Source organism: Methanohalophilus sp. RSK, from assembly GCF_003722075.1.
GTDB lineage: Archaea > Halobacteriota > Methanosarcinia > Methanosarcinales > Methanosarcinaceae > Methanohalophilus.
The window spans coordinates 111,542-131,939 of the sequence record NZ_RDSK01000015.1; the positions used below are offsets into that span (position 1 = coordinate 111,542).

Genomic DNA, 20,398 nt, shown 5'->3' on the forward strand with positions numbered 1-20,398 from the left:
GTACCCATTTGGATGCCTCCTATTTTTTTATATCTCTACGAAAAAAAAGAGCCATAAAATGGCTCTTTCACACTCAGAATACCAGACCGAAGTCTTCGAGTTTCTTCTTTGCCCCGTCGTATACCTTGACGTACTCGTCAGTTGGTGTAACGGTTGCAACATCATAGCATTCCTGGAATGTCTTGCCTGCAGGTGCATTGGCATAGTCATTCTCGTAGCTTGCTACGAGTTTATCCAGAATCTGGTTGACAGTATTGATATCCATACCAGCGGTTGCACGTGCGACTTCTCCCATCATACGGGCTTCCATACCGGTTGTCTTGTCAGTGATTACACCCTTGGCAGCTGCAACACCGGACAGGATCTCACGGCCTGATGCGGTATCTGTCATGGACTGAGCTGCAGCCTCAAGCAGGCACATCTCGGTGCATGGACCGGCACATGGATAGTACTGGTTACCGGACATAAGGTCTGTGAACTCGGAAATGGTGGCACATGCCCAACCTGCGATCATAAGGGTCTCACGAGTGTTGGTGGATCCCCAGCGGATGTGCACAGGACCGTCAAGATGCCAGCTGGCACTGCTCATGACCATGGAGTTGAGGTGAGTTGCAACATCGACGATGGTTGTTTCCTCAACACCGCCGGCGTAACCACCAAAGATTGGCATCTGTTCATCCATGATGATGTCACTGTTACCCTTGTAGTGGGCAATGACAGCGATTGCGTCAAGATCAATCTTGAGTTCGTTCAACTGGGAGACTTCGTGGCTGTCGTTGGAGTTCATACCACCGACACAGTCTGCACCGATGTTACCCTGTGCGGACAGGGAGGATTCAGGGCCCTAAACTGCCATACCCGGACGACCTGCCATGGAAGCGGCGGTCCTGATCTGGCGGGTTTCGGATTTTGATGCAAGAACCTCGTAGGGACTGCCAGGGATCGGGGATTTACCACGGGCAGAGGTCATTACACCGTTGACGATTGTGTCACATTCTTTCTCAAGAGCGTAACTCATATGCACAGGCATGAAGACATCTTCAGAAATTGGGGAACCGGTTGGACCACCCTGGACAATTGGTTTCCTCTTGTCGCCTACTTCACGTTTTTTCATGTAAACTGCGTCACGACCGGTACCAAGCTGGAATTGCCTTTGCGGATTGTTGATTGCATCCCAGATCTCGTCCTCGGTGTATTTGACGATACGATGAGTGTCGGTACACCAGATACCACACTCAAGAAGCATCTCGAAACCGGCTTTGAACAGCCTTTCCATCTGGTCCTTGTCGGTTGGAACGAATTCCTTGCCAAAGTCAAGGTTGTATTTCTGCTTCAGTTCCATTGCCTTCACTGGGATGGTCATTAAATCCCAGTCGTCCTGGGTGCATTTCTCACCGGTCTGGGCACGGTCATAAAAATCATAGCAAGTTACGGATTTGTTAAATGTCATAAATTATCCTCCAGATTTTATTTCATTAAGTCAAGAGCTACATTTGCTGCTTCTGCTGCATTTTCTGCTGTTGCGTCAGCACCGAGTTCCTTAATCCAGGAATCTGTGACCGGAGCGCCACCGAACATTACTTTTACAGAGTCACGCAGTCCTTCTTCTTCAAGCAGACGCATGACGTCTTTCTGGCCGAGCATGGAAGTGGTCATCAGGGCAGAGCCGGAGAGCAGAAGTTTCTCGCCTTTGTGGGCTGCTACTTCTTCGATGACCTTGTCGTTGGGTACGTCAACACCCATGTCGATAACGGTGAAACCGTTTGCACCGAGCATGGTTGCAACAAGCCTGTGACCTATATCATGAATGTCGCCTTCCTGGACGAACTTGATACAGGTTCCGACAGATACAGTGGATTCATCCTCTGCAAGGATTGGATCAAGAATTTCCATGGCGGCTTTCATGGCCTTGGCAGACATCATGATCTGGGGAAGGTAGACTTCGGCGGCTTCGAATTTGTCACCGATGATCTTCATACCGACAGACAGACCATCGTTGATGATCTCGAAAGGAGTTAAACCTGCATCCAGGGCTTCCTGGACAAGGGGGCCAGCACCATTGATGTCCTGGTTGACAATCGCATCTCTGAGTTTATCATACATTTCCTGTTTTCCCATTAAATCACCTATTTCTAACTGTACAGCAGCTGTCATATCATAGGCTGCTGCTACAATGAACTTAAAAAGCAAATTTATATAACCTATCGGGCTACGGTTTTTCAACCTACATAAAAATAGTAAACACTTCAATAATTCAAAAAGCGATTCAAAATGACAGATGTAAACAAAGCGATCATGGCATTGAAATCGACAACGTTTTTTGAAAACTAAGTTACAACCATTTCACTATAAAAGTAGAATTTTAACCAACATTTCTAATATGGAATTTCAGTAAAATTAAGTATAATTTGAGATTGGGAATTACACCATAAATAAGCAATCATTCATCCATAAAACCGAAACGAATATGTATCGTTCTAACTGTATCATTTGTACTTGTTAGATTTACAATAAAGTAATCTAAAAGTATATGGTTAATTCGTGAAAATATCTACTGGTGATAATGTGATTAGTGTTAATGAAAAGGGACTTGCAATAATTGATGAAATGCTGGACTGGGAAGATGAGATCAATGTCGAATCCAAACAGCTCGAAAATGGCGCTACAATAATTGATTGTGGAATCAATGCCCAGGGTGGCTATGACGCAGGTATGTATCTTTCACGCCTCTGTCTTGCCGATCTTGCCGAGATTACTTACACTAAATTCAACCTTGATGGACTCCCGGTACCTGCAATTCAGGTCGTAACCGATCATCCCACAGTCGCTTGCATGGGTTCCCAGTATGCGGGCTGGAGAATTTCCGTTGGCAAGTATTTTGGAATGGGTTCAGGTCCTGCACGTGCCCTTGGACTCAAGCCAAAGGAACTTTATCAGGAAATCGATTACAAGGATGATGCCGAAGCTGCTGTACTTGTAATGGAATCCAGCAAACTGCCGGATGAGGAAGTAGTAGAATATATCGCCAAACACTGCAGTGTTGATCCGGAAAATGTCTATATTGCAGTGGCACCTACTGCATCCATTGCAGGTTCTGTCCAGATCTCTGCCCGTATTGTGGAGACAGGTATCCACAAAATGGAATCCGTAGGATTCGATATCAACACAATTAAGAGTGGTTTCGGTGTGGCACCAATAGCACCTATTGTTGGTGACGATACAAAATGCATGGGTTCAACCAATGACTGCGTAATCTACTGTGGGGAAACCTACTACACAGTAGACTACGGACAGGATGATCTTGAGGAATATGTCAAAAAGACACCATCCACAACGTCCAAAGACTTTGGAAAACCTTTCTATACAACATTCAAGGAAGCAGAATTCGACTTCTTCAAAGTAGATGCAGGCATGTTCGCCCCGGCAAGAATTACCGTCAACGATGTTGCATCTAAAAAATCATACACCGCAGGACGTATCAATCCCGGTATCCTGCTCGAATCCTTTGGAATCAAGGAGGCATAATCCTCCTTTTAATTTTGGTGATCTAAGTGGAAATACTTGAAAAATCTGAAGGAATCGGCGCATTGCTTAAGAATTTTGCATCTCTGGCTAAAGAATCGGAAAAAATCATTTTTATTGGAACTCCCGGGTTTTGTACACCTTTTGCAGAAATTGCCGCTTATTCCCTGCGTAAAAGTTCCAGGCAAATGGGATTTGTAGCCAATACTGATATCGAAAAAGCAAAACAACTAATCCCCACGGATATGGGGATGCAACTCGGTGATACAATTGATTATTATGCTGATACGGTCGTACTGCTTGGCGGGCTTGCCATGCCCAAAATCGGAGTGGAACCAGAGGAATTGAAAACGACTCTTGAATCGATATATGAGGGGTCTCAAAAGAAATTGCTTATAGGCATCTGTTTCCAGTCAATATTTGAAAAACAGGGATGGACCGATATCCTGAATTTCGATTACATAATTGATTCGGACATGTCAGTGTCCCTGAAGAAAACATAATAAATCTCCTTTACCATATACGTGCGTCCACGACAACATGCCAGACGCCCGGGGAATATTTTTTGATACTGCGACACTCCATAATCTCCACATTTCTCCCCTGCATTTCCACTGCCTTTTTAATCTGCCCGATTGGTCTATCAAACATTAAATTTTCAGCCAGTGCTTCATGAAAATGCAATATACCCCCTTTTTTACTTAATGCCCCAATTGCAGCAGGCAAATAATCCGCTGTTCCTCCCACATAGCCCATAATTACCCGGTCAGCAACTCCTTGAGGTGTAATTTCTGCACAATTCCCATGCAGGGGCTGTACAATATGTTGCACATTATTCAACCTGACATTGTCTTTGAGGTAGCCAAAAGAGACAGGATTCAGTTCAATCGAGTATATTTTTTCAGGTTGGGAATGTACGGCCATCGGGAGACTGAAATAACCAATTCCAGCAAACATATCAACAACAATCTCCCCGGTTCCCAATTTACTCATCCTGTTTTTTTCCCTGAGGTTGCCTTTGGAATACATGACCTATGTCACATCAAGTTTGAAGTAACAACCGTTCTCTTTGTGTATTGTTTCAGTGGTATTGCCACTCACAAGCTGTCTTTTTGGTTGCCGTAAACTGCCATTGATACCCAAATCCCTTACGACAGTATCACAAGAGGGATACATATTCAGTAATTCTTCAGCAATTTCCCCTCCCCTGTGGATTATTTTTTCAGGAATGGTAACTACTATAATGTTTCCAAGGATTTGCCAGCCGGAAGGAATTGTTTCCAGTTCCTCCGGTTTCATTATTCCGGCAAGCCTCTCTTTCAGACTCATTTGTTGACGGTAGAACTCCGGTTGTTCCTGACGTTTTATTTCATAGCCACGTACAAAATCCGTGACTGGAATTTCGACAAAACTTTCACCTGCAACAATGCGAGATATGAATTTTCGGTTTCCATCCAGCAACCCTTCGGATTGTAGTTTAGACCTTACTTTTTCAGTATCCCTGGCAGGTACCATAACTGCAAAATTTTCTTCCATTCAGTTCATTGAGAGGTATGTTTTGTTATAAAATTCATTCGGAATGGAGCGAACATTTATATACCCTATTCTCCTTATAAGTTATCTGGATGAACGCTACGAACCGCACGGCCCTTTTTGCTACCAATGATGGTTTCATTGCAATTAACGGTGCCGTTAAATTACAGATAATGGATTTACTGGACAAGAGGTCATGTTCCTTCGATGAAATAGTCCAAACTACGGGGAAAGCCAAATCCACTGTATCAGTACATCTTAACGATCTTAAAAAAGCAAACCTATTGCGGGAATCAGTAGACGCAGTGGATAGGCGAAAAAAGAATTATAGTTTAGCCTCAAAATACGTAGCTTGTTCACAAAAACCGCTGGATACTCACTACTATCAAAGCCTGGAAAATTTCTCCAGCACATTTTCCAGCGAAACTGATTTTTTCCAGAATGTTTTCTGCGCTTTCAAGGCAGGTTTTGAAGCCCAGGGCATTGATCATAATCCTATAGTCAAACATATAGGAAGTGACATCGGCAAACAGATTGCAAATACTTTTGAGCAAGGCGATTTCTTTGACAGCCTTGAAGAGGTACGCTCCTTCTGGAAATGCTATAAACTGGGAAAAGTACAGATCGAAGATACAGATCCTCTTACTATCAAAGTAAAAGATTGTTTTGAATGTATGTCAATGCCTGTTCTTGGCCACCCAATATGCTCTTTTGATGAAGGAATGCTGGAAGGCATCCTATACAAGATCACCGGTGAGAGACATTCAATAAAAGAAATAGAGTGTTATGCAACAGGGGATAACCATTGCCTTTTCATCAAGGTATGATTACTTTTCTGAACGGATTACACCCATATCAGCATTGAGTTTAGGACCGATCTCTGCAACAATACCCGGCCCATCCGTAGTTTCCCTGCATATCACGCAATGCTCCATAATTCCCAACCTTTCAGTACCATAGATATCCCTGCTGTGGCCTGTTTTCTTCAGCACTGACTTGAGCTGGGAACGTGTAACGGAATTTACAATAATCCTGTCCGTGGAAGCTTTCTTCCATTCCCATAATTTATCGGCCTGTTGGCCGGTAAATCTTACCTGTTCGCCTTCATTTGTATTGAGAATTTCCACTTTAACAGGCATATATGGAATAAGACCAAAACGAGTTGCAACCTGCTCGGGACTACCTGTACCCAGATTTTTCAGTCCGCTTGCAGTGATAGAGATCTTTTTACCAATATCTACAACTATTTTATCTTCTTTTATGGATTGTATGTAGCCGCGATATTTTTTCCCTGCTACAGGTTCATATACAGGTGTACCATATTTTTCCTTCAGAAAATGAATCGCAAATTCCGCATCATCCCCATCCGCATCTACGGTAACCCACTTGTTTTTGGAAATACCTATACCTAATTTCATGTCAAGGTCCTTGAGGTCATCTGCAAATTTTGCAGCAATTGCATCAAGGGTCTGTTCTGCATTTGAATATACTTTTATTAACAGTTCGATTTGCATATAATCCCGCACAAAAGAAGTAAAATTTATTTTCTGCCCAGCAGTTTATCGAAGACATCTTTGGTGTTACCATAAGCAATGAGAACATCATCATGTATAGGTTCCTCTGAATTCTCAATTGTATCCCCTATCATATGTATTTCCCTGCTGAAAGGACCCAGTTTCAATTTAATCCGGTCTTCACTGGCGTTTGCTTCTACCAGTTGTCCATAGATTTCCTCTATCTTATTCCTTAATGTTTTAATACGTTCCAATATTTCTTCGGACTCCCTGTTCAGTTGTGTTCCTTCACTCTCTTCCTCTTCAACTGTTTCTACCAGTTCCCTGTACTTTTCAGGAAGATTCTCTCCGAGTGTTGTAATAAAAGCCCTGAGAGTTGTTACTACATCTACACCATATTCAGTCAGTTCTACATATTTTATTCTACCCTCAGCTGTGAACTGCACAAGTCCCATATCGGACATTTTGGAAAGGATTTTTGTAGTATGTGCAAAAGTCGAATTTATTTGCTTTGTAATAACAGAAGCATACGTCTTTCTAAGAGACCATATAGTAAGGAGTGCCAGGGTTGGTTTTTCCTGAAGGAACAGGTTTTCTACTTCTTCGCGGGACATTAGAAAATCACCTGATGATATCGTGAGAGCTATCTCAATAGCCTATTCTTTATATATATCTTTTTGTTGTATATATATCAATACATATTGGAGAGGATTTGCTTTATCGCACTGAGAGGGGCATTGGTCTTAAAGGACATACCACTGAAATGTGTCCTGCTGGCCTCATACCCTTTACTCCTCAGGTCTTCAATGGTTTTTTCAATACGTGGAGCTGCCACAGAAAGCTGTTTGCATAGCCTGTGCTGATCATAAAAGAAGGGAATATCAAGTTCATCCAGGCAGGTCTGGATTATTTTGATGGCTTTTTTCTTCTTGCCAAGGGGTCTTATTTCAATTTCTTCCATGACCTTTGAACAAAAAATACTGTCATGTAACTTACCAAGCCAGAGAAGACCTCCTGATTTCATTTCAGTCCCACATTCCGGGCAGGTTTGTTCCATGAAAACAGAGTAGCCTTTTTTCCATTCACGGTAACTGCAATTGTCACAATGTGTGACATAACCCAGCTCCTTTAGTGTCCGATCAGCGTTCTTAGCCCCGCTTTTAATCCCTACATAGGCCCTGACATAATGACGCGTGGCGTGAGAGAGCAATATTTCCATTCCTTTCTCATGACGTGCCAGATGGCGGGCAATTGAACCCAGCAATATCCTCAGTCCCATTTCACTGTGATATTCATTGTTAAGAGGAACAGCCGCATACTTACGGATACCCGAATTCAGGTGAGCCCCGCAAAGAGGAGCAGTATCTGTAGCTGTAACCTCCAGCAGGTGTACAGCAGAGCGACTGGCAGCATCCAGATATGGAGCAGGACTTCCAAAAGGGTCCAGATCCACGATATTGAATCGTTGTTCATGGAGGAGGGTATTTGCATTTCTGCAGGAGGTCTCAGCAATATCGGAAAGGCTATTGAGTTCGATATTTTGTTCAATAAATTTACAGGCCTCTGCATCCCAGTCATTAAGTATCGTCCTGAGACCTACCTCATTTGCTATGCGCAACCCCCTGATACCGGAGGCTGCCATTGCGTCCACATAATCGATCTCTGAGGGAGACCTTTCTTCAAAATCGAAATGTTCCTTAACAAAAACAGAAGTTGCTGCCACGGTAATATCCCGGTTAAGTTCCATATGGGAATTATAGAAAACCGGTGAATTCACAGGCAGTTTGTCTTCAATAGCAGCAGAAGGAACCTCCACTTCGGTGGTTCCTTCTGTTATTTTTCTTGTTTCCATGTCTTCCACATGACATGGTTTTTTTATTTAACCGTAATTGTCACATTCATGCCATTCCAGGGAGGAACATAGGCTTTGAATTGGCCTGTTTCATTGAATGTATAACGGAACGTTTTGCCAAAAGCCAATTTTTGGTCATCCCAAAGGCCTTCTTCACTTTTGATTGTGAAAAATCTCTTGGGGTCGGATTGTTGATTTCTCCAGATAACCGTATCTGTCCTGTTTATATCCAGTGATCTGGGAATTGCATTGTAGTTTCTCAAAAGAACTCTGTATTCCCGCGGAGTATAATTCTCCAATTCCGCTTCATCGGCCTCACTTACATTATCTTCTCCATCCACATCTTCATCTGGCTGGATATCTTCATCTGACTGATTATCCTCACCATTTACCGGAACCTGCTCGTCCTGATTCGTAGTATCCTGTGTTGTACAGCCCAATCCCAGCAGGGATATCACAACTAAAAGTATGATTATTTTTTTCATCCGACCACTCCTCTAATTATTTGTTAAACAATAAGTATCTCTACAGTTATCAAACTTTCTGGCATAAATAAACAGCAGAGATATCTATTTAAATATATATGTCAATTTGTGTCGCGGTCATTTTCATTAATATATAAAAGGAGAATGCATCAATGTCTGTAAAAAACCCCCTCGGTGAAAAGATAAGCCAGCTCAGACAATCCAGGGAGATGTCACAGGAAGAACTGGCAAAAGCAAGTAACAACGATGTTGAACTGATAGACAAACTGGAAAACGGAGCTCTTGTTCCTTCACTAACACCTCTTTTTAACATTGCACGAGCCCTGGGAGTCCGACTTGGCACCTTTCTTGATGATGCTCCCCAGAACGGCCCGGTGCTTGTAAAATCAGGCAAATCAAAACATGTTGTCCGCTTCTCTGGTAAATGTTCCAATTGCAAAGAGAGTTCACTTGAATTCAACTCACTGGCAGCTGATAAACAGGACCGTCATATGGAGCCTTTCATAATTGATGTACATCCACAACAAGGAGAACATCCCCTTTCATCCCATGAGGGAGAAGAATTTATTTATGTGCTGGAAGGTGAAATCGAGATTCTCTACGGAAAAGAGACCTACAATCTTGAAGCCGGTGACAGTATATACTACGATTCCGTAGTTCCCCACGACCTGCATGCAGTTGATGAAGATGCAAAGATAATGGCAGTTGTATACACACCTTACTAAGGAATTCCTATGTTCACACTAACAGTTACCCCACGTTTTGGAGATATTGACGGCCTTCGTCATGTAAATAATACCGTGATTCCCGAATGGTTTGAAATGGGGCGAAATCCCATATTCCGGATATTTACTCCCGATCTCGACCTCACTCCGGAGAAGTGGCGGCTTATTATGGCTCGCACAGAATTCGACTTCCTGGGAGAGATGTATTTTGACGGGGATGTCGAAATACGTACCTATATTGCCCGCCTTGGTAATTCCTCTTTTACAATCGGGCATGAAGCCTGGCAAAGAGGAGAATTAAAAGCAAAAGGCAAAGCAGTAATTGTACATTATGATTTCATGGAAAAGAAGTCTTTAGCAATTCCATCTGAGATACGTACAAGGCTCGAGGAACACCTGATAGAGGAACAGTAAACATAAAGGAGGCTGGTACTATTCGTTTTGAAAACGAGACTATAACAGATGTCTTCGAAGAGATGGTTCAAAAAGATCCTCAAAAGGACTTTATGGTTTATCCGGACCGGGATCTTCGTTTTAATTACAGTCAATTCAATGAGCGTGTGAATGACCTGGCAAAAGGTTTGCTTGCCCTGGGACTTAAAAAAGGGGACCACATAGGCATATGGGCCCGCAATGTACCCGACTGGCTGACTTTCCTGTTTGCAGCTTCCAAGATCGGAGCAGTCCTTGTAACTGTAAATACCTCATACCGAAGCCACGAACTTGCTTATGTGGTAAAACAGTCCGATATGAAAGCACTGGCTATAATCGATGGATTCAGGAATGTGGACTATGTTCAGACTGTTTATGACATTGTGCCTGAACTCAAAACACAGCAAAGAGGAAATCTTACAAGCCAGGAATTCCCTGAGCTAAATCATGTAATCTATATAGGACAGGAAAAACACAGGGGCATGTACAATACCCGTGAATTGCTTCTGCTTGGAAAACATTGTTCTGACGCCGAACTTGCACAAATAAAGGCATCCACTACCGCTGATGATGTGGTCAACATGCAGTACACCTCCGGTACAACCGGTTTCCCTAAAGGAGTAATGCTGACCCATAAAAATATCCTCAACAACGGTTATTACATCGGTGAAAAACAAAAATTCACAGATCAAGATCGCCTGTGCCTGCCTGTGCCCCTATTCCACTGTTTTGGGATTGTGCTCGGCGTACTTGCGGCCCTGAGCCACGGAGCAACGCTGGTGATGCTTGAAGTATTTGATCCGCTCCTTGTACTCGCAGCAGTCCAGAAGGAAAAATGTACGGCCCTTTATGGCGTACCGACCATGTTCATTGCAGAACTCAACCATCCAATGTTCGACATGTTTGACCTGTCATCCCTGCGTACAGGAATCATGGCAGGATCACCGTGTCCCAAAGAAACCATGAAAAAGGTCATTTCGGATATGCACTGCGATGAGATCACAATCGCTTACGGGCTCACGGAAGCCTCTCCGGTAATGACCCAGACCAGTATCGATGATACCATTGAAAGGAGGGTCAGCACCGTAGGTATAGCAATGCCCCTAATCGAAGTCAAAATAGTTGACCCGGATACAGGTGAAAAACTCGGCCCGGGACAGCAGGGCGAGATATGCTGTCGCGGTTACAATATAATGAAAGGTTACTACAAAATGCCTGAAAAGACAGCCGGGACGATCGACAGGGATGGATGGCTCCACAGTGGTGATCTGGGGACAGTTGATGAATATGGATACTACAAGATTACCGGCCGTATCAAGGACATGATCATTCGCGGCGGGGAAAATATCTACCCAAGAGAGATCGAAGAATTCCTGTACACCATAGACGGAGTCAGGGATGCACAGGTGGTAGGTATCCCTGATGAAAGGTACGGTGAGATCGTAGGTGCTTTTGTAATGCTTCAGGAAGGAGCTGACCTGAGCGAGGAAGACATACGTGAGTACAGTATGGAGAAAATTGCACGGTACAAAGTTCCAAAACACGTATTCATTGTGGATGAATACCCAATGACAGCAAGTGGTAAAATCCAGAAATTCAAGTTGCGTGAGATGGCAACTGAATTACTGGAAAAGGAGAAAAAGGAAGAAGAGCAGATTTAATTATCACTCTTTTTAATTTTTACTTATAAAGCGATATATCATAATCCAGTGATGTTGTTTTTTTAGCACATTCACTGCCACTATGTATCATTTCATCTATACTTCTTTTCAAATTAGCAGGATGCATGGCTCCAACTTCTGTTTTTATGAGATTTGCATCGCAGAAGTAAAGAAATGTGGGAGTACCCCTAATATTATATCTTTTTGTAATCCCGGGATTTTCCGTCGGATTAACCATCACAAAATTAACTGAATCCGCATACTGTTTTGAATACTCCCTGAAATGAGGCTCAATAGCCCTGCAATGAGGACATGTGGGCAAAAATACCATTACAAGGGTCGGTTTATCTCTCTGCTCTACAATATCCAGCAGTGTACTGTCAGTGGCATAAGCTATTGGTTGGCCCATCAATTACTTATTTTGTATGAACAAACATAAAGATTTCTCAAACTTTAAGCCATCATCCTGAAATTATTATATTCTCAATTCCCTTTCTCTTTCCGGAATTTGTGAAGAGCGATTTCGATGGTAGTACTTAAGTCCTTTTCAGTAAAAGGTTTCAATATATATCCATCCGGATCTGTTTCTTTGGCTTTCTTAAAAGTTACATCATCCGAATGGGCCGTAAGATAAACCACCGGAAGGGAAAATCTATCTTTGATTATTTTGGTTGCTTCAATACCATCCATGTCCCCTTTAAGCCTGATATCCATAAGCACCAAATCCGGGAAAGTCCCTTCTACCTTGGTAATAGCATCCTTTCCTGTTGAAGCAATGCCTGAAACAATATAACCCAGGTCTTGCAAACGGCGTTTTATAACCATTGCCACTATAGCCTCATCTTCTACAACCAGTATTCTTGAATTATTCAATATCACACCTCTTTATCCCTAAAAGTAATCCTGAAACAGGTCCTGTAATCCTTAATATCAAGTTCAATATCCCCATCGATCTGGCTTACGAGATTGGAAACAAGTTGTAATCCCAGTGATTCGGTATTTCTGAAGTCGATATCAGCCGGGAAAGCACCTCCCGAATCTTCAACCTTCAGTATGAATTGACCTGCAGACTTAAAAAAGTCAATGTTAATTTCCCCATTCTCGCCCTCTATAAAAGCGTGCTGCAATGCATTTGAGGTCAATTCATTTATAATAATGCCCAGAGGCACGGCAGAATCCATATCCAGATATAGATTCTCGATATTAAGATTAATTTTGACAGTATCCTCATTAACATTATAGGAGTTGATGAGGTGTTCAACAAGGTCTTCGATATAATCCGATAAATTGAGACTGGTGAGGTTTTCGGAATGATACAGCTTTTCATGGATCAGGGCAATTGAACGTACCCTGTTCTCACTTTGCTTGAAAGCTTCCATAACTTCATCCGATTTGAAATTGAGAGATTCAAGGTAAAGAAGACCGGAGACGACCTGTAAATTATTTTTAATCCTGTGATGAATCTCCTTTATTCGAATCTTTTCCATCTTTTTCAAAGTCTCTTCAGCTTTTTTACGCTCATTGATATCCAGAATGACTCCCTGTAATCTATTTGAATGGTTTGCAGAGAAGTTACCGATGAAAATTCTCTCCTCAACCCACTTGACCTCTCCATCCCGCGTAATTATACGATATTCATAATTAAATTCCTTATCGCCTCTGTTAATTGCTTCAAGGAGATTCTGCTCAACGTTTTCAAGATCTTCAGGTACTACTATATCCGCATAGGTAATGTTACCCTTCATAAACTCATCCTGAGTATAACCAAACTGGGAAATATTCCTGGATACAAACTCTACCGGCCAGTTTTTCTGGGAATTCCACTTGAATACGATGACCGGGCTGCGGTTTACTACAGCTTCCATTTCTGCACGCAACCGGTTTGCATCCTGCAGCGTATCAAGCACCTCATTGAGTCCTTCCGGAATCTTCTTGAAATCAATGTCTACATCCGTATTTGCCCTGATGTCAAGGTCACCTTCCAGAGCTGAATCCGAAATTGTCCTGAACTCATCCACAATCCCGTTTATCCGATTGGTAAATGAAGCTGCGATCAGATATGCCATAAATCCCATAAAAATGATAGAAAATGTATAGATCGTAAACAGATTCGACCGCAGGGAAGCTACCCCTGCAAACATCTCATCCTTTGGGACAGAAAGAAGAATTGAATAATTGCCTGTCGAAATCGGTTCATAAAAAAGTATCACATCTTTCCCGTTTGACGGGTCTATAATATCGACATAACCACTCTTGCCCTTTTCAATATCATTTGCAACATCATTAATTCTGGGATTATCGAACTCCCTGAGTGTTTTGGAACTAATCCAATCCTTCCTTGTTGGATGGGAAACAATAATACCCGTATTACTTACCATAAACAAATAACCGGTCTCAAACGCCTTTACACTACTAACCGTATTGTCTACGTAATCCAGACCTACATCCACCCCGCCTATACCTATGAATTCATCGTTCTCAATTATCGGGGAGACATAGCTCACAATCAAAGCACCCTGATAAAAATAGGGCTCGGTTAATACATCCTGTTTTGTCCGTTTTGGTAACTGGTAATAATCTGATGTCCTGTAATCAACAAGTGGTTCAACATCTATATCCTCCCCTATCCTGTTCCAGTAGGGAAGAAACCTTCCCGTCCCATCGTGAGCTGTGGTATTAACGTAACGTTCATCCTCTCCGTCAAAAGCATCAGGTTCAAAGCCACTATAAGTCCCTATAAGCTGAGGATTATCCTCAAGTATACTTCTTATTATATCGTTGGCTTCTTCTCTTGTAGAAGAATCATGAATAGCCCCCATCGTAGTGGCTATATCCCTTGCAATAGCCATATTGGACTTCATATCTGCATTGAATTGGTTGGCATAACTTTGTGCCATTTTAGCAGATTGGTCATAAGCGAGCTGTTCTTCCTGAGAAGTAACCGTTGATATTACTATTGAAGATGAAATCGACAGGATTAGAAAAACACTGACCACAATATAAAGAACCAGTTTAAACCTGAGTGACAGGTCTTTCCATGCCAAATCACTCACTTCCGTTTATGATTTCAGACAGCATCTCAGAGGAAACAGGAACAGAAAGGTCACGATAATAAACAAATAGTTGTGTCCCCCATTCAATTGAACCTTCAGTGAAACTTATTATGTCCCTGTGGTCATACATATGTGATTTGTTGAAGAAACAGAAGTAAGTAAAATCATCACCAATAGTCAAAGAAGGAATGTAGTCGTTTTCCCGGAAAAGCCTTATATCAACATTTGCCTGCTCGATCAGCTTTTGCATATCTGAAGGCGATTCGGCCAATATTCTTTCCATTACGGAAGCCGTCAAAAGCAATTCCAGATTCTTGCCTGCAGAAGAAAGGGAATTAAAAACTTCAACATAATCAGGATGAAAAAAAGAAATCAGACATTTGATATAATTTGATTTGAGCATATTTGCATGCAACTGCGGCTGCATATCATACATGTGGTCAAGATCGGGTTCAATGACTTCAACTGCACCCAACTGACCTATGCTTTTCAGTAAATAGCGGGGAATTACATCCATATCACGTGTTTCCCAGTAATACTCCTTTGAATCAAAAACATCAAGCATACATGCAAGGGGTGACAGGTTTTCAACTATTAAACGCCCTGTAGTTGTAAGGTCATAGATTCCCTCGTCATTTTTGGAGACAAGGCCCTTTTCCCGTAATTTTTTGATTTGAGGAAGAATAGAGGAAGAGGTTACATTAAGGTGGTCTTTTACCTTCTTAATATCAGTGGGACCGTCAAGCAAAAGCAAAAGGAATCTTTCTCTCTTGTCGGAAAGAAAAATAGTGTCAATAAGTTCCTGTGGAGCCATTCAATATCCCTCATATCTCAATCTTTTCACAAAAAGAGCAATAATAATCAAAGAGCTCATCTCCCCATTTTAAGGCACTCTCATCAAAACTCATTATATCTTTATGATCATAACGGCCGTTTTTATCAAGAAAACTTATGTAAGTAAACCGCTCTGAGGTGTCAAGGCCTGGAGGTCTGCTATTTTCCGGGAAAATATACACATGAATATGTGGAGCCTCTATAAGGCGGATCATTTTAGAATTACATGACTGCTTCATTCTTTCAAAAACCGGTGGCGTCATAATCAATGACATGCTCTCTGCATGTTCCATTAATTCACAATAAATATCAGGATATTCCGGTCGGTAAAAAGAGATTATCGATTTTATATTTCTGGACTTGAGCAGGTTTTCGGTGAATTCCCGGGGGATTTCAAAGGTATGATTTAAATCAGGCTCAATCAAAAGGTAATTCCCAAGTTCATACAGCCTGCGAAATAATTTTGGTGGTAGTTCACTTAAGTCATGGGTTTCCAGATAGGTATCATCATTGCTCACCATCTCTATCGTGTTCAGGAGAGGAAGCATTTTCTCAACAATTAATTCCCCAATCGTGGAAAGACAGTATTGTTCATCCTCTTCAACTATCAGGTACTTCTCTTTCAGTTTTTTAATCTGGGGCATCATCCCCCTGGAAGTCACATTCAGAGATGTCTTGATCTGGTCGATGTTCCTGGGGCCTTCCATTAAAAGAAGCAAGAGATTTAATCTCTTATCAGAAAGCCAAACCGTATCACTTAGCGAAGAACCCATTATATCTGATAGCTGTTGGAAGTGTATATTATTAATAGTTTATGTATAAAAAAGGGAAAAAACAAGATCGGTATATGATACCGATCTTGAACAATGGTCTTAGAATACCAGACCGAAGTCTTCGAGTTTCTTCTTTGCCCCGTCGTATACCTTGACGTACTCGTCAGTTGGTGTAACGGTTGCAACATCATAGCATTCCTGGAATGTCTTGCCTGCAGGTGCATTGGCATAGTCATTCTCGTAGCTTGCTACGAGTTTATCCAGAATCTGGTTGACAGTATTGATATCCATACCAGCGGTTGCACGTGCGACTTCTCCCATCATACGGGCTTCCATACCGGTTGTCTTGTCAGTGATTACACCCTTGGCAGCTGCAACACCGGACAGGATCTCACGGCCTGATGCGGTATCTGTCATGGACTGAGCTGCAGCCTCAAGCAGGCACATCTCGGTGCATGGACCGGCACATGGATAGTACTGGTTACCGGACATAAGGTCTGTGAACTCGGAAATGGTGGCACATGCCCAACCTGCGATCATAAGGGTCTCACGAGTGTTGGTGGATCCCCAGCGGATGTGCACAGGACCGTCAAGATGCCAGCTGGCACTGCTCATGACCATGGAGTTGAGGTGAGTTGCAACATCGACGATGGTTGTTTCCTCAACACCGCCGGCGTAACCACCAAAGATTGGCATCTGTTCATCCATGATGATGTCACTGTTACCCTTGTAGTGGGCAATGACAGCGATTGCGTCAAGATCAATCTTGAGTTCGTTCAACTGGGAGACTTCGTGGCTGTCGTTGGAGTTCATACCACCGACACAGTCTGCACCGATGTTACCCTGTGCGGACAGGGAGGATTCAGGGCCCTAAACTGCCATACCCGGACGACCTGCCATGGAAGCGGCGGTCCTGATCTGGCGGGTTTCGGATTTTGATGCAAGAACCTCGTAGGGACTGCCAGGGATCGGGGATTTACCACGGGCAGAGGTCATTACACCGTTGACGATTGTGTCACATTCTTTCTCAAGAGCGTAACTCATATGCACAGGCATGAAGACATCTTCAGAAATTGGGGAACCGGTTGGACCACCCTGGACAATTGGTTTCCTCTTGTCGCCTACTTCACGTTTTTTCATGTAAACTGCGTCACGACCGGTACCAAGCTGGAATTGCCTTTGCGGATTGTTGATTGCATCCCAGATCTCGTCCTCGGTGTATTTGACGATACGATGAGTGTCGGTACACCAGATACCACACTCAAGAAGCATCTCGAAACCGGCTTTGAACAGCCTTTCCATCTGGTCCTTGTCGGTTGGAACGAATTCCTTGCCAAAGTCAAGGTTGTATTTCTGCTTCAGTTCCATTGCCTTCACTGGGATGGTCATTAAATCCCAGTCGTCCTGGGTGCATTTCTCACCGGTCTGGGCACGGTCATAAAAATCATAGCAAGTTACGGATTTGTTAAATGTCATAAATTATCCTCCAGATTTTATTTCATTAAGTCAAGAGCTACATTTGCTGCTTCTGCTGCATTTTCTGCTGTTGCGTCAGCACCGAGTTCCTTAATCCAGGAATCTGTGACCGGAGCGCCACCGAACATTACTTTTACAGAGTCACGCAGTCCTTCTTCTTCAAGCAGACGCATGACGTCTTTCTGGCCGAGCATGGAAGTGGTCATCAGGGCAGAGCCGGAGAGCAGAAGTTTCTCGCCTTTGTGGGCTGCTACTTCTTCGATGACCTTGTCGTTGGGTACGTCAACACCCATGTCGATAACGGTGAAACCGTTTGCACCGAGCATGGTTGCAACAAGCCTGTGACCTATATCATGAATGTCGCCTTCCTGGACGAACTTGATACAGGTTCCGACAGATACAGTGGATTCATCCTCTGCAAGGATTGGATCAAGAATTTCCATGGCGGCTTTCATGGCCTTGGCAGACATCATGATCTGGGGAAGGTAGACTTCGGCGGCTTCGAATTTGTCACCGATGATCTTCATACCGACAGACAGACCATCGTTGATGATCTCGAAAGGAGTTAAACCTGCATCCAGGGCTTCCTGGACAAGGGGGCCAGCACCATTGATGTCCTGGTTGACAATCGCATCTCTGAGTTTATCATACATTTCCTGTTTTCCCATTAAATCACCTTATTTTCATATTATAGATAACCGGCGCATCCTTAAAGGAAACTATCTGCCGGCTAACAACTACTATGAACCTGATTATTTATTTTATATAAATGTTTTTAGTATTGAACATAACTATTTATACTTAAAAACGCAATCAAAAGACATGTCAAAAAAAGAAATGTATCCTATTAAAGAAAAGATGAGCATGGAAAGCCTGGAAAAAAGGATAAGATACATTGAATACCTTACAAAGGTTTTGACTAGGTTGTACTTCATAAGATATCGATACAAAGGTTTTTCAGTGGAAGAATCAGCAAAAAAAACAGGTGTTACAAAAAGGGTTGGTTACATATGGCAGAAAAGATGGAATCGTGATGGTTATCCCGGATTATTTCCCAAATATGGGGGTGGAAGACCTTCAAAACTCAGTGAAGAACATAAATACGAACTGAAGAATATACTTCGGGAAAAAAAGAAATGGAAAACTTCTGAGGTACAGGCAATTATAAAAGAAAAATTTAATGTGGATTATTCATTAAAACAAGTAAAAGTGATTATTGATTCCTTATCCTAATAGTATACGAAGTTACGTAATATACAGAGCAACATTAATTAAAAAGTAGGATTACTGACTAAGTCAGATTAAATGTATGCTATAATTACCTATTAAAATCCTCTAAATTGTACTTTATTTAATATAAAATAATGGGAAGAGGAAATTTTTAAAATAACTTTTTACTATTCAAAAGTTATATTCATAAAATCTGGATGAAAAATAATGAAAATGGACCCACGCTGTACTTACTGCCTTCTTTCAAGAGTACACTATGAAGCAGAACTTGCAACAGACGACACAGATAAAATATACAGGGCAATTACAGAGTGTATGGATGTGATGCGAAATACCTACAGGCCTGGTGTTGCCGCAGGAGTGGTATCAACCGCTGTACACAGGAAAGCCTATGAAATAATTGAAAACAACGATCCATATTATAACTTAAAGGAACTTAGCAATAGTACGGCACAACAGGTATACCCTGTTGCTAAAGGCCTTATCTATCAAAATGGACCTTCACTGGAAGAAGCATTCAGAAGAGCAATACTTGCAGCGGTTATAGGGAATTATTTTGACTTTGGTATCATGGGTTTTGATGTGGGAGAAGATGTTTTTGATGAAACATTCAGGAACGTATTCCACAAAGGACTTGACGTTGACGACACATCCGAAATGTTCAAATTGCTTGATAATGTTGTATATGTAGCGGACAATTGCGGCGAAATAATCCTTGATACATTTGTATTTGACCTTATCAAAAAAGCGGGAGGCAATATAACACTTGTCGTGCGGGGAGAGCCAATCCTTACCGATGTAACTATGGCAGACGTCAGGCAGCTTAACCTGGAAGATAAAGTTGACAGGATTTTGACTACAGGCTGTAATGCAATCGGAGTTGCTTTTGATGAGGCACCACAAGAATTACTAGAGGCTTTTGACAAAGCAAGTCTTATTATTAGCAAAGGTATGGCAAACTATGAGACCCTTTCAGAAAGGAAAATGGGACCAATCGCTTACCTTCTGCAGACAAAATGCGAAAGTGTTGCACAGGACATGGGCCTTGAGAAAGGTTATTCAGTTGCCAAACTCATGAGGTGAAGTTATGTGTGAACTAAAAGCTGTTCTGGAAAGGGGAGAAGGAAATAGGGATATTGTTATGGACTCAACTACACGTGTAATTGTGGAAGGAGACGAAATTGAACTTACAGGCATATTCGGTGAAAGAGAAAATGTGCAGGGTTCGATAAAGGAAATCAATTTCTCAAAGGGAGAACTTATAATACTCGGAAATGATTAAATATCAAAACCGGGGGAATAGTAGCA

20 protein-coding genes and 3 pseudogenes are annotated in these 20,398 nt (G+C 42.3%); 9 read left to right on the forward strand and 14 right to left on the reverse strand.

Annotated features, from left to right (window positions below):
- Positions 1 to 73: 73 nt before the first annotated feature.
- Positions 74 to 1,450 (reverse strand): annotated as a pseudogene (locus EFE42_RS08640) (monomethylamine:corrinoid methyltransferase).
- A gap of 17 nt (positions 1,451 to 1,467) precedes the next feature.
- Entirely contained in the window at positions 1,468 to 2,118 is a 651-nt protein-coding gene (locus tag EFE42_RS08645) for a methyltransferase cognate corrinoid protein (protein WP_123136870.1), read from the reverse strand.
- Positions 2,119 to 2,565: 447 nt separating this feature from the next.
- On the opposite strand from EFE42_RS08645, the gene mch reads away from it, so the two are divergent.
- Positions 2,566 to 3,525, forward strand: coding sequence for a methenyltetrahydromethanopterin cyclohydrolase (gene mch, locus EFE42_RS08650; RefSeq protein WP_123136895.1), 960 nt, complete (start codon positions 2,566 to 2,568; stop codon positions 3,523 to 3,525).
- A 26-nt stretch (positions 3,526 to 3,551) separates the two neighbouring features.
- Complete coding sequence (locus EFE42_RS08655; RefSeq protein WP_123136856.1) at positions 3,552 to 4,025, forward strand: DUF2124 domain-containing protein; 474 nt, start codon at positions 3,552 to 3,554, stop codon at positions 4,023 to 4,025.
- Positions 4,026 to 4,035: 10 nt separating this feature from the next.
- Here the strand turns inward: EFE42_RS08655 and EFE42_RS08660 are convergent.
- Positions 4,036 to 5,058: pseudogene (locus tag EFE42_RS08660) on the reverse strand (class I SAM-dependent methyltransferase).
- A gap of 89 nt (positions 5,059 to 5,147) precedes the next feature.
- Between EFE42_RS08660 and EFE42_RS08665 the strand changes: the two are divergent.
- Positions 5,148 to 5,882: a V4R domain-containing protein gene (locus EFE42_RS08665; protein WP_123136857.1), complete on the forward strand. Its 735-nt coding sequence runs from the start codon at positions 5,148 to 5,150 to the stop codon at positions 5,880 to 5,882.
- On the opposite strand, the gene EFE42_RS08670 is transcribed toward EFE42_RS08665, so the two are convergent.
- From EFE42_RS08670 to EFE42_RS08685, 4 genes are all read right to left on the reverse strand, one after another.
- A complete protein-coding gene (locus EFE42_RS08670) occupies positions 5,883 to 6,569 on the reverse strand; it encodes a DUF2110 family protein (protein ID WP_123136858.1) in 687 nt (228 codons plus the stop codon). It lies immediately after the preceding gene.
- A 26-nt stretch (positions 6,570 to 6,595) separates the two neighbouring features.
- Positions 6,596 to 7,183, reverse strand: coding sequence for a MarR family transcriptional regulator (locus EFE42_RS08675; protein ID WP_123136859.1), 588 nt, complete (start codon positions 7,181 to 7,183; stop codon positions 6,596 to 6,598).
- A 77-nt stretch (positions 7,184 to 7,260) separates the two neighbouring features.
- Positions 7,261 to 8,421 (reverse strand): tRNA (guanine(10)-N(2))-dimethyltransferase, encoded by a 1,161-nt coding sequence (locus tag EFE42_RS08680; RefSeq protein ID WP_123136860.1) that lies wholly within the window; start codon positions 8,419 to 8,421, stop codon positions 7,261 to 7,263.
- Positions 8,422 to 8,444: 23 nt separating this feature from the next.
- On the reverse strand, positions 8,445 to 8,906 hold the full coding sequence (locus EFE42_RS08685; RefSeq protein WP_123136861.1) for a hypothetical protein: 462 nt from the start codon (positions 8,904 to 8,906) through the stop codon (positions 8,445 to 8,447).
- Between the two features lie 152 nt (positions 8,907 to 9,058).
- Here EFE42_RS08685 and EFE42_RS08690 point away from each other — a divergent pair, with 152 nt between their 5' ends.
- From EFE42_RS08690 to EFE42_RS08700, 3 genes are all read left to right on the forward strand, one after another.
- Positions 9,059 to 9,631, forward strand: coding sequence for a helix-turn-helix domain-containing protein (locus EFE42_RS08690; RefSeq protein ID WP_123136862.1), 573 nt, complete (start codon positions 9,059 to 9,061; stop codon positions 9,629 to 9,631).
- Between the two features lie 9 nt (positions 9,632 to 9,640).
- Positions 9,641 to 10,045 carry a thioesterase family protein gene (locus tag EFE42_RS08695; RefSeq protein ID WP_123136863.1) on the forward strand — a complete coding sequence of 135 codons (405 nt, stop codon included), beginning with the start codon at positions 9,641 to 9,643 and terminating at the stop codon, positions 10,043 to 10,045.
- A 62-nt stretch (positions 10,046 to 10,107) separates the two neighbouring features.
- Complete coding sequence (locus tag EFE42_RS08700; protein WP_199724118.1) at positions 10,108 to 11,724, forward strand: AMP-binding protein; 1,617 nt, start codon at positions 10,108 to 10,110, stop codon at positions 11,722 to 11,724.
- A gap of 19 nt (positions 11,725 to 11,743) precedes the next feature.
- On the opposite strand, the gene EFE42_RS08705 is transcribed toward EFE42_RS08700, so the two are convergent.
- The 7 genes and pseudogenes from EFE42_RS08705 to EFE42_RS08735 all read right to left on the reverse strand — a co-directional run bounded on the left by EFE42_RS08705 (position 11,744) and on the right by EFE42_RS08735 (position 18,528).
- Positions 11,744 to 12,133 carry a co-chaperone YbbN gene (locus tag EFE42_RS08705; protein WP_123136865.1) on the reverse strand — a complete coding sequence of 130 codons (390 nt, stop codon included), beginning with the start codon at positions 12,131 to 12,133 and terminating at the stop codon, positions 11,744 to 11,746.
- A gap of 74 nt (positions 12,134 to 12,207) precedes the next feature.
- Complete coding sequence (locus tag EFE42_RS08710; protein ID WP_123136866.1) at positions 12,208 to 12,597, reverse strand: response regulator; 390 nt, start codon at positions 12,595 to 12,597, stop codon at positions 12,208 to 12,210.
- 2 nt (positions 12,598 to 12,599) lie between these two features.
- The gene (locus EFE42_RS08715) at positions 12,600 to 14,777 is read right to left on the reverse strand and encodes a histidine kinase dimerization/phosphoacceptor domain -containing protein (protein ID WP_370448683.1); all 2,178 of its coding nucleotides are present in this window, start codon (positions 14,775 to 14,777) and stop codon (positions 12,600 to 12,602) included.
- Positions 14,770 to 15,591, reverse strand: coding sequence for a winged helix-turn-helix domain-containing protein (locus EFE42_RS08720; protein ID WP_123136868.1), 822 nt, complete (start codon positions 15,589 to 15,591; stop codon positions 14,770 to 14,772). Before EFE42_RS08720 ends, EFE42_RS08715 begins: the two co-directional genes overlap by 8 nt.
- A gap of 10 nt (positions 15,592 to 15,601) precedes the next feature.
- Positions 15,602 to 16,384, reverse strand: coding sequence for a winged helix-turn-helix domain-containing protein (locus EFE42_RS08725; RefSeq protein ID WP_123136869.1), 783 nt, complete (start codon positions 16,382 to 16,384; stop codon positions 15,602 to 15,604).
- A gap of 99 nt (positions 16,385 to 16,483) precedes the next feature.
- Positions 16,484 to 17,860: pseudogene (locus tag EFE42_RS08730) on the reverse strand (monomethylamine:corrinoid methyltransferase).
- Positions 17,861 to 17,877: 17 nt separating this feature from the next.
- Complete coding sequence (locus tag EFE42_RS08735) at positions 17,878 to 18,528, reverse strand: methyltransferase cognate corrinoid protein (RefSeq protein ID WP_123136870.1); 651 nt, start codon at positions 18,526 to 18,528, stop codon at positions 17,878 to 17,880.
- Between the two features lie 154 nt (positions 18,529 to 18,682).
- Between EFE42_RS08735 and EFE42_RS08740 the strand changes: the two genes are divergently transcribed.
- The 3 genes from EFE42_RS08740 (at position 18,683) to EFE42_RS08750 (ending at position 20,372) form a co-directional block, all read left to right on the forward strand.
- Positions 18,683 to 19,093, forward strand: a complete 411-nt coding sequence (locus EFE42_RS08740) for a helix-turn-helix domain-containing protein (protein ID WP_158599221.1) — start codon at positions 18,683 to 18,685, stop codon at positions 19,091 to 19,093.
- A gap of 204 nt (positions 19,094 to 19,297) precedes the next feature.
- On the forward strand, positions 19,298 to 20,173 hold the full coding sequence (locus tag EFE42_RS08745) for a DUF89 domain-containing protein (RefSeq protein WP_123136871.1): 876 nt from the start codon (positions 19,298 to 19,300) through the stop codon (positions 20,171 to 20,173).
- A 4-nt stretch (positions 20,174 to 20,177) separates the two neighbouring features.
- Positions 20,178 to 20,372 (forward strand): CooT family nickel-binding protein, encoded by a 195-nt coding sequence (locus tag EFE42_RS08750; protein ID WP_123136872.1) that lies wholly within the window; start codon positions 20,178 to 20,180, stop codon positions 20,370 to 20,372.
- Positions 20,373 to 20,398 lie beyond the last annotated feature (26 nt).

What these genes read in the sequence shown, in the direction of transcription:
- EFE42_RS08645 (WP_123136870.1), bottom strand. Translation starts at nt 2,118, where the DNA reads ATGGGAAAACAGGAAATGTATGATAAACTCAGAGATGCGATTGTCAAC.
- EFE42_RS08665 (WP_123136857.1), top strand. Translation starts at nt 5,148, where the DNA reads ATGAACGCTACGAACCGCACGGCCCTTTTTGCTACCAATGATGGTTTC.
- EFE42_RS08670 (WP_123136858.1), bottom strand. Translation starts at nt 6,569, where the DNA reads ATGCAAATCGAACTGTTAATAAAAGTATATTCAAATGCAGAACAGACC.
- EFE42_RS08675 (WP_123136859.1), bottom strand. Translation starts at nt 7,183, where the DNA reads ATGTCCCGCGAAGAAGTAGAAAACCTGTTCCTTCAGGAAAAACCAACC.
- EFE42_RS08680 (WP_123136860.1), bottom strand. Translation starts at nt 8,421, where the DNA reads ATGGAAACAAGAAAAATAACAGAAGGAACCACCGAAGTGGAGGTTCCT.
- EFE42_RS08685 (WP_123136861.1), bottom strand. Translation starts at nt 8,906, where the DNA reads ATGAAAAAAATAATCATACTTTTAGTTGTGATATCCCTGCTGGGATTG.
- EFE42_RS08690 (WP_123136862.1), top strand. Translation starts at nt 9,059, where the DNA reads ATGTCTGTAAAAAACCCCCTCGGTGAAAAGATAAGCCAGCTCAGACAA.
- EFE42_RS08695 (WP_123136863.1), top strand. Translation starts at nt 9,641, where the DNA reads ATGTTCACACTAACAGTTACCCCACGTTTTGGAGATATTGACGGCCTT.
- EFE42_RS08700 (WP_199724118.1), top strand. Translation starts at nt 10,108, where the DNA reads ATGGTTCAAAAAGATCCTCAAAAGGACTTTATGGTTTATCCGGACCGG.
- EFE42_RS08705 (WP_123136865.1), bottom strand. Translation starts at nt 12,133, where the DNA reads ATGGGCCAACCAATAGCTTATGCCACTGACAGTACACTGCTGGATATT.
- EFE42_RS08720 (WP_123136868.1), bottom strand. Translation starts at nt 15,591, where the DNA reads ATGGCTCCACAGGAACTTATTGACACTATTTTTCTTTCCGACAAGAGA.
- EFE42_RS08725 (WP_123136869.1), bottom strand. Translation starts at nt 16,384, where the DNA reads ATGGGTTCTTCGCTAAGTGATACGGTTTGGCTTTCTGATAAGAGATTA.
- EFE42_RS08735 (WP_123136870.1), bottom strand. Translation starts at nt 18,528, where the DNA reads ATGGGAAAACAGGAAATGTATGATAAACTCAGAGATGCGATTGTCAAC.
- EFE42_RS08740 (WP_158599221.1), top strand. Translation starts at nt 18,683, where the DNA reads ATGTCAAAAAAAGAAATGTATCCTATTAAAGAAAAGATGAGCATGGAA.
- EFE42_RS08745 (WP_123136871.1), top strand. Translation starts at nt 19,298, where the DNA reads ATGAAAATGGACCCACGCTGTACTTACTGCCTTCTTTCAAGAGTACAC.
- EFE42_RS08750 (WP_123136872.1), top strand. Translation starts at nt 20,178, where the DNA reads ATGTGTGAACTAAAAGCTGTTCTGGAAAGGGGAGAAGGAAATAGGGAT.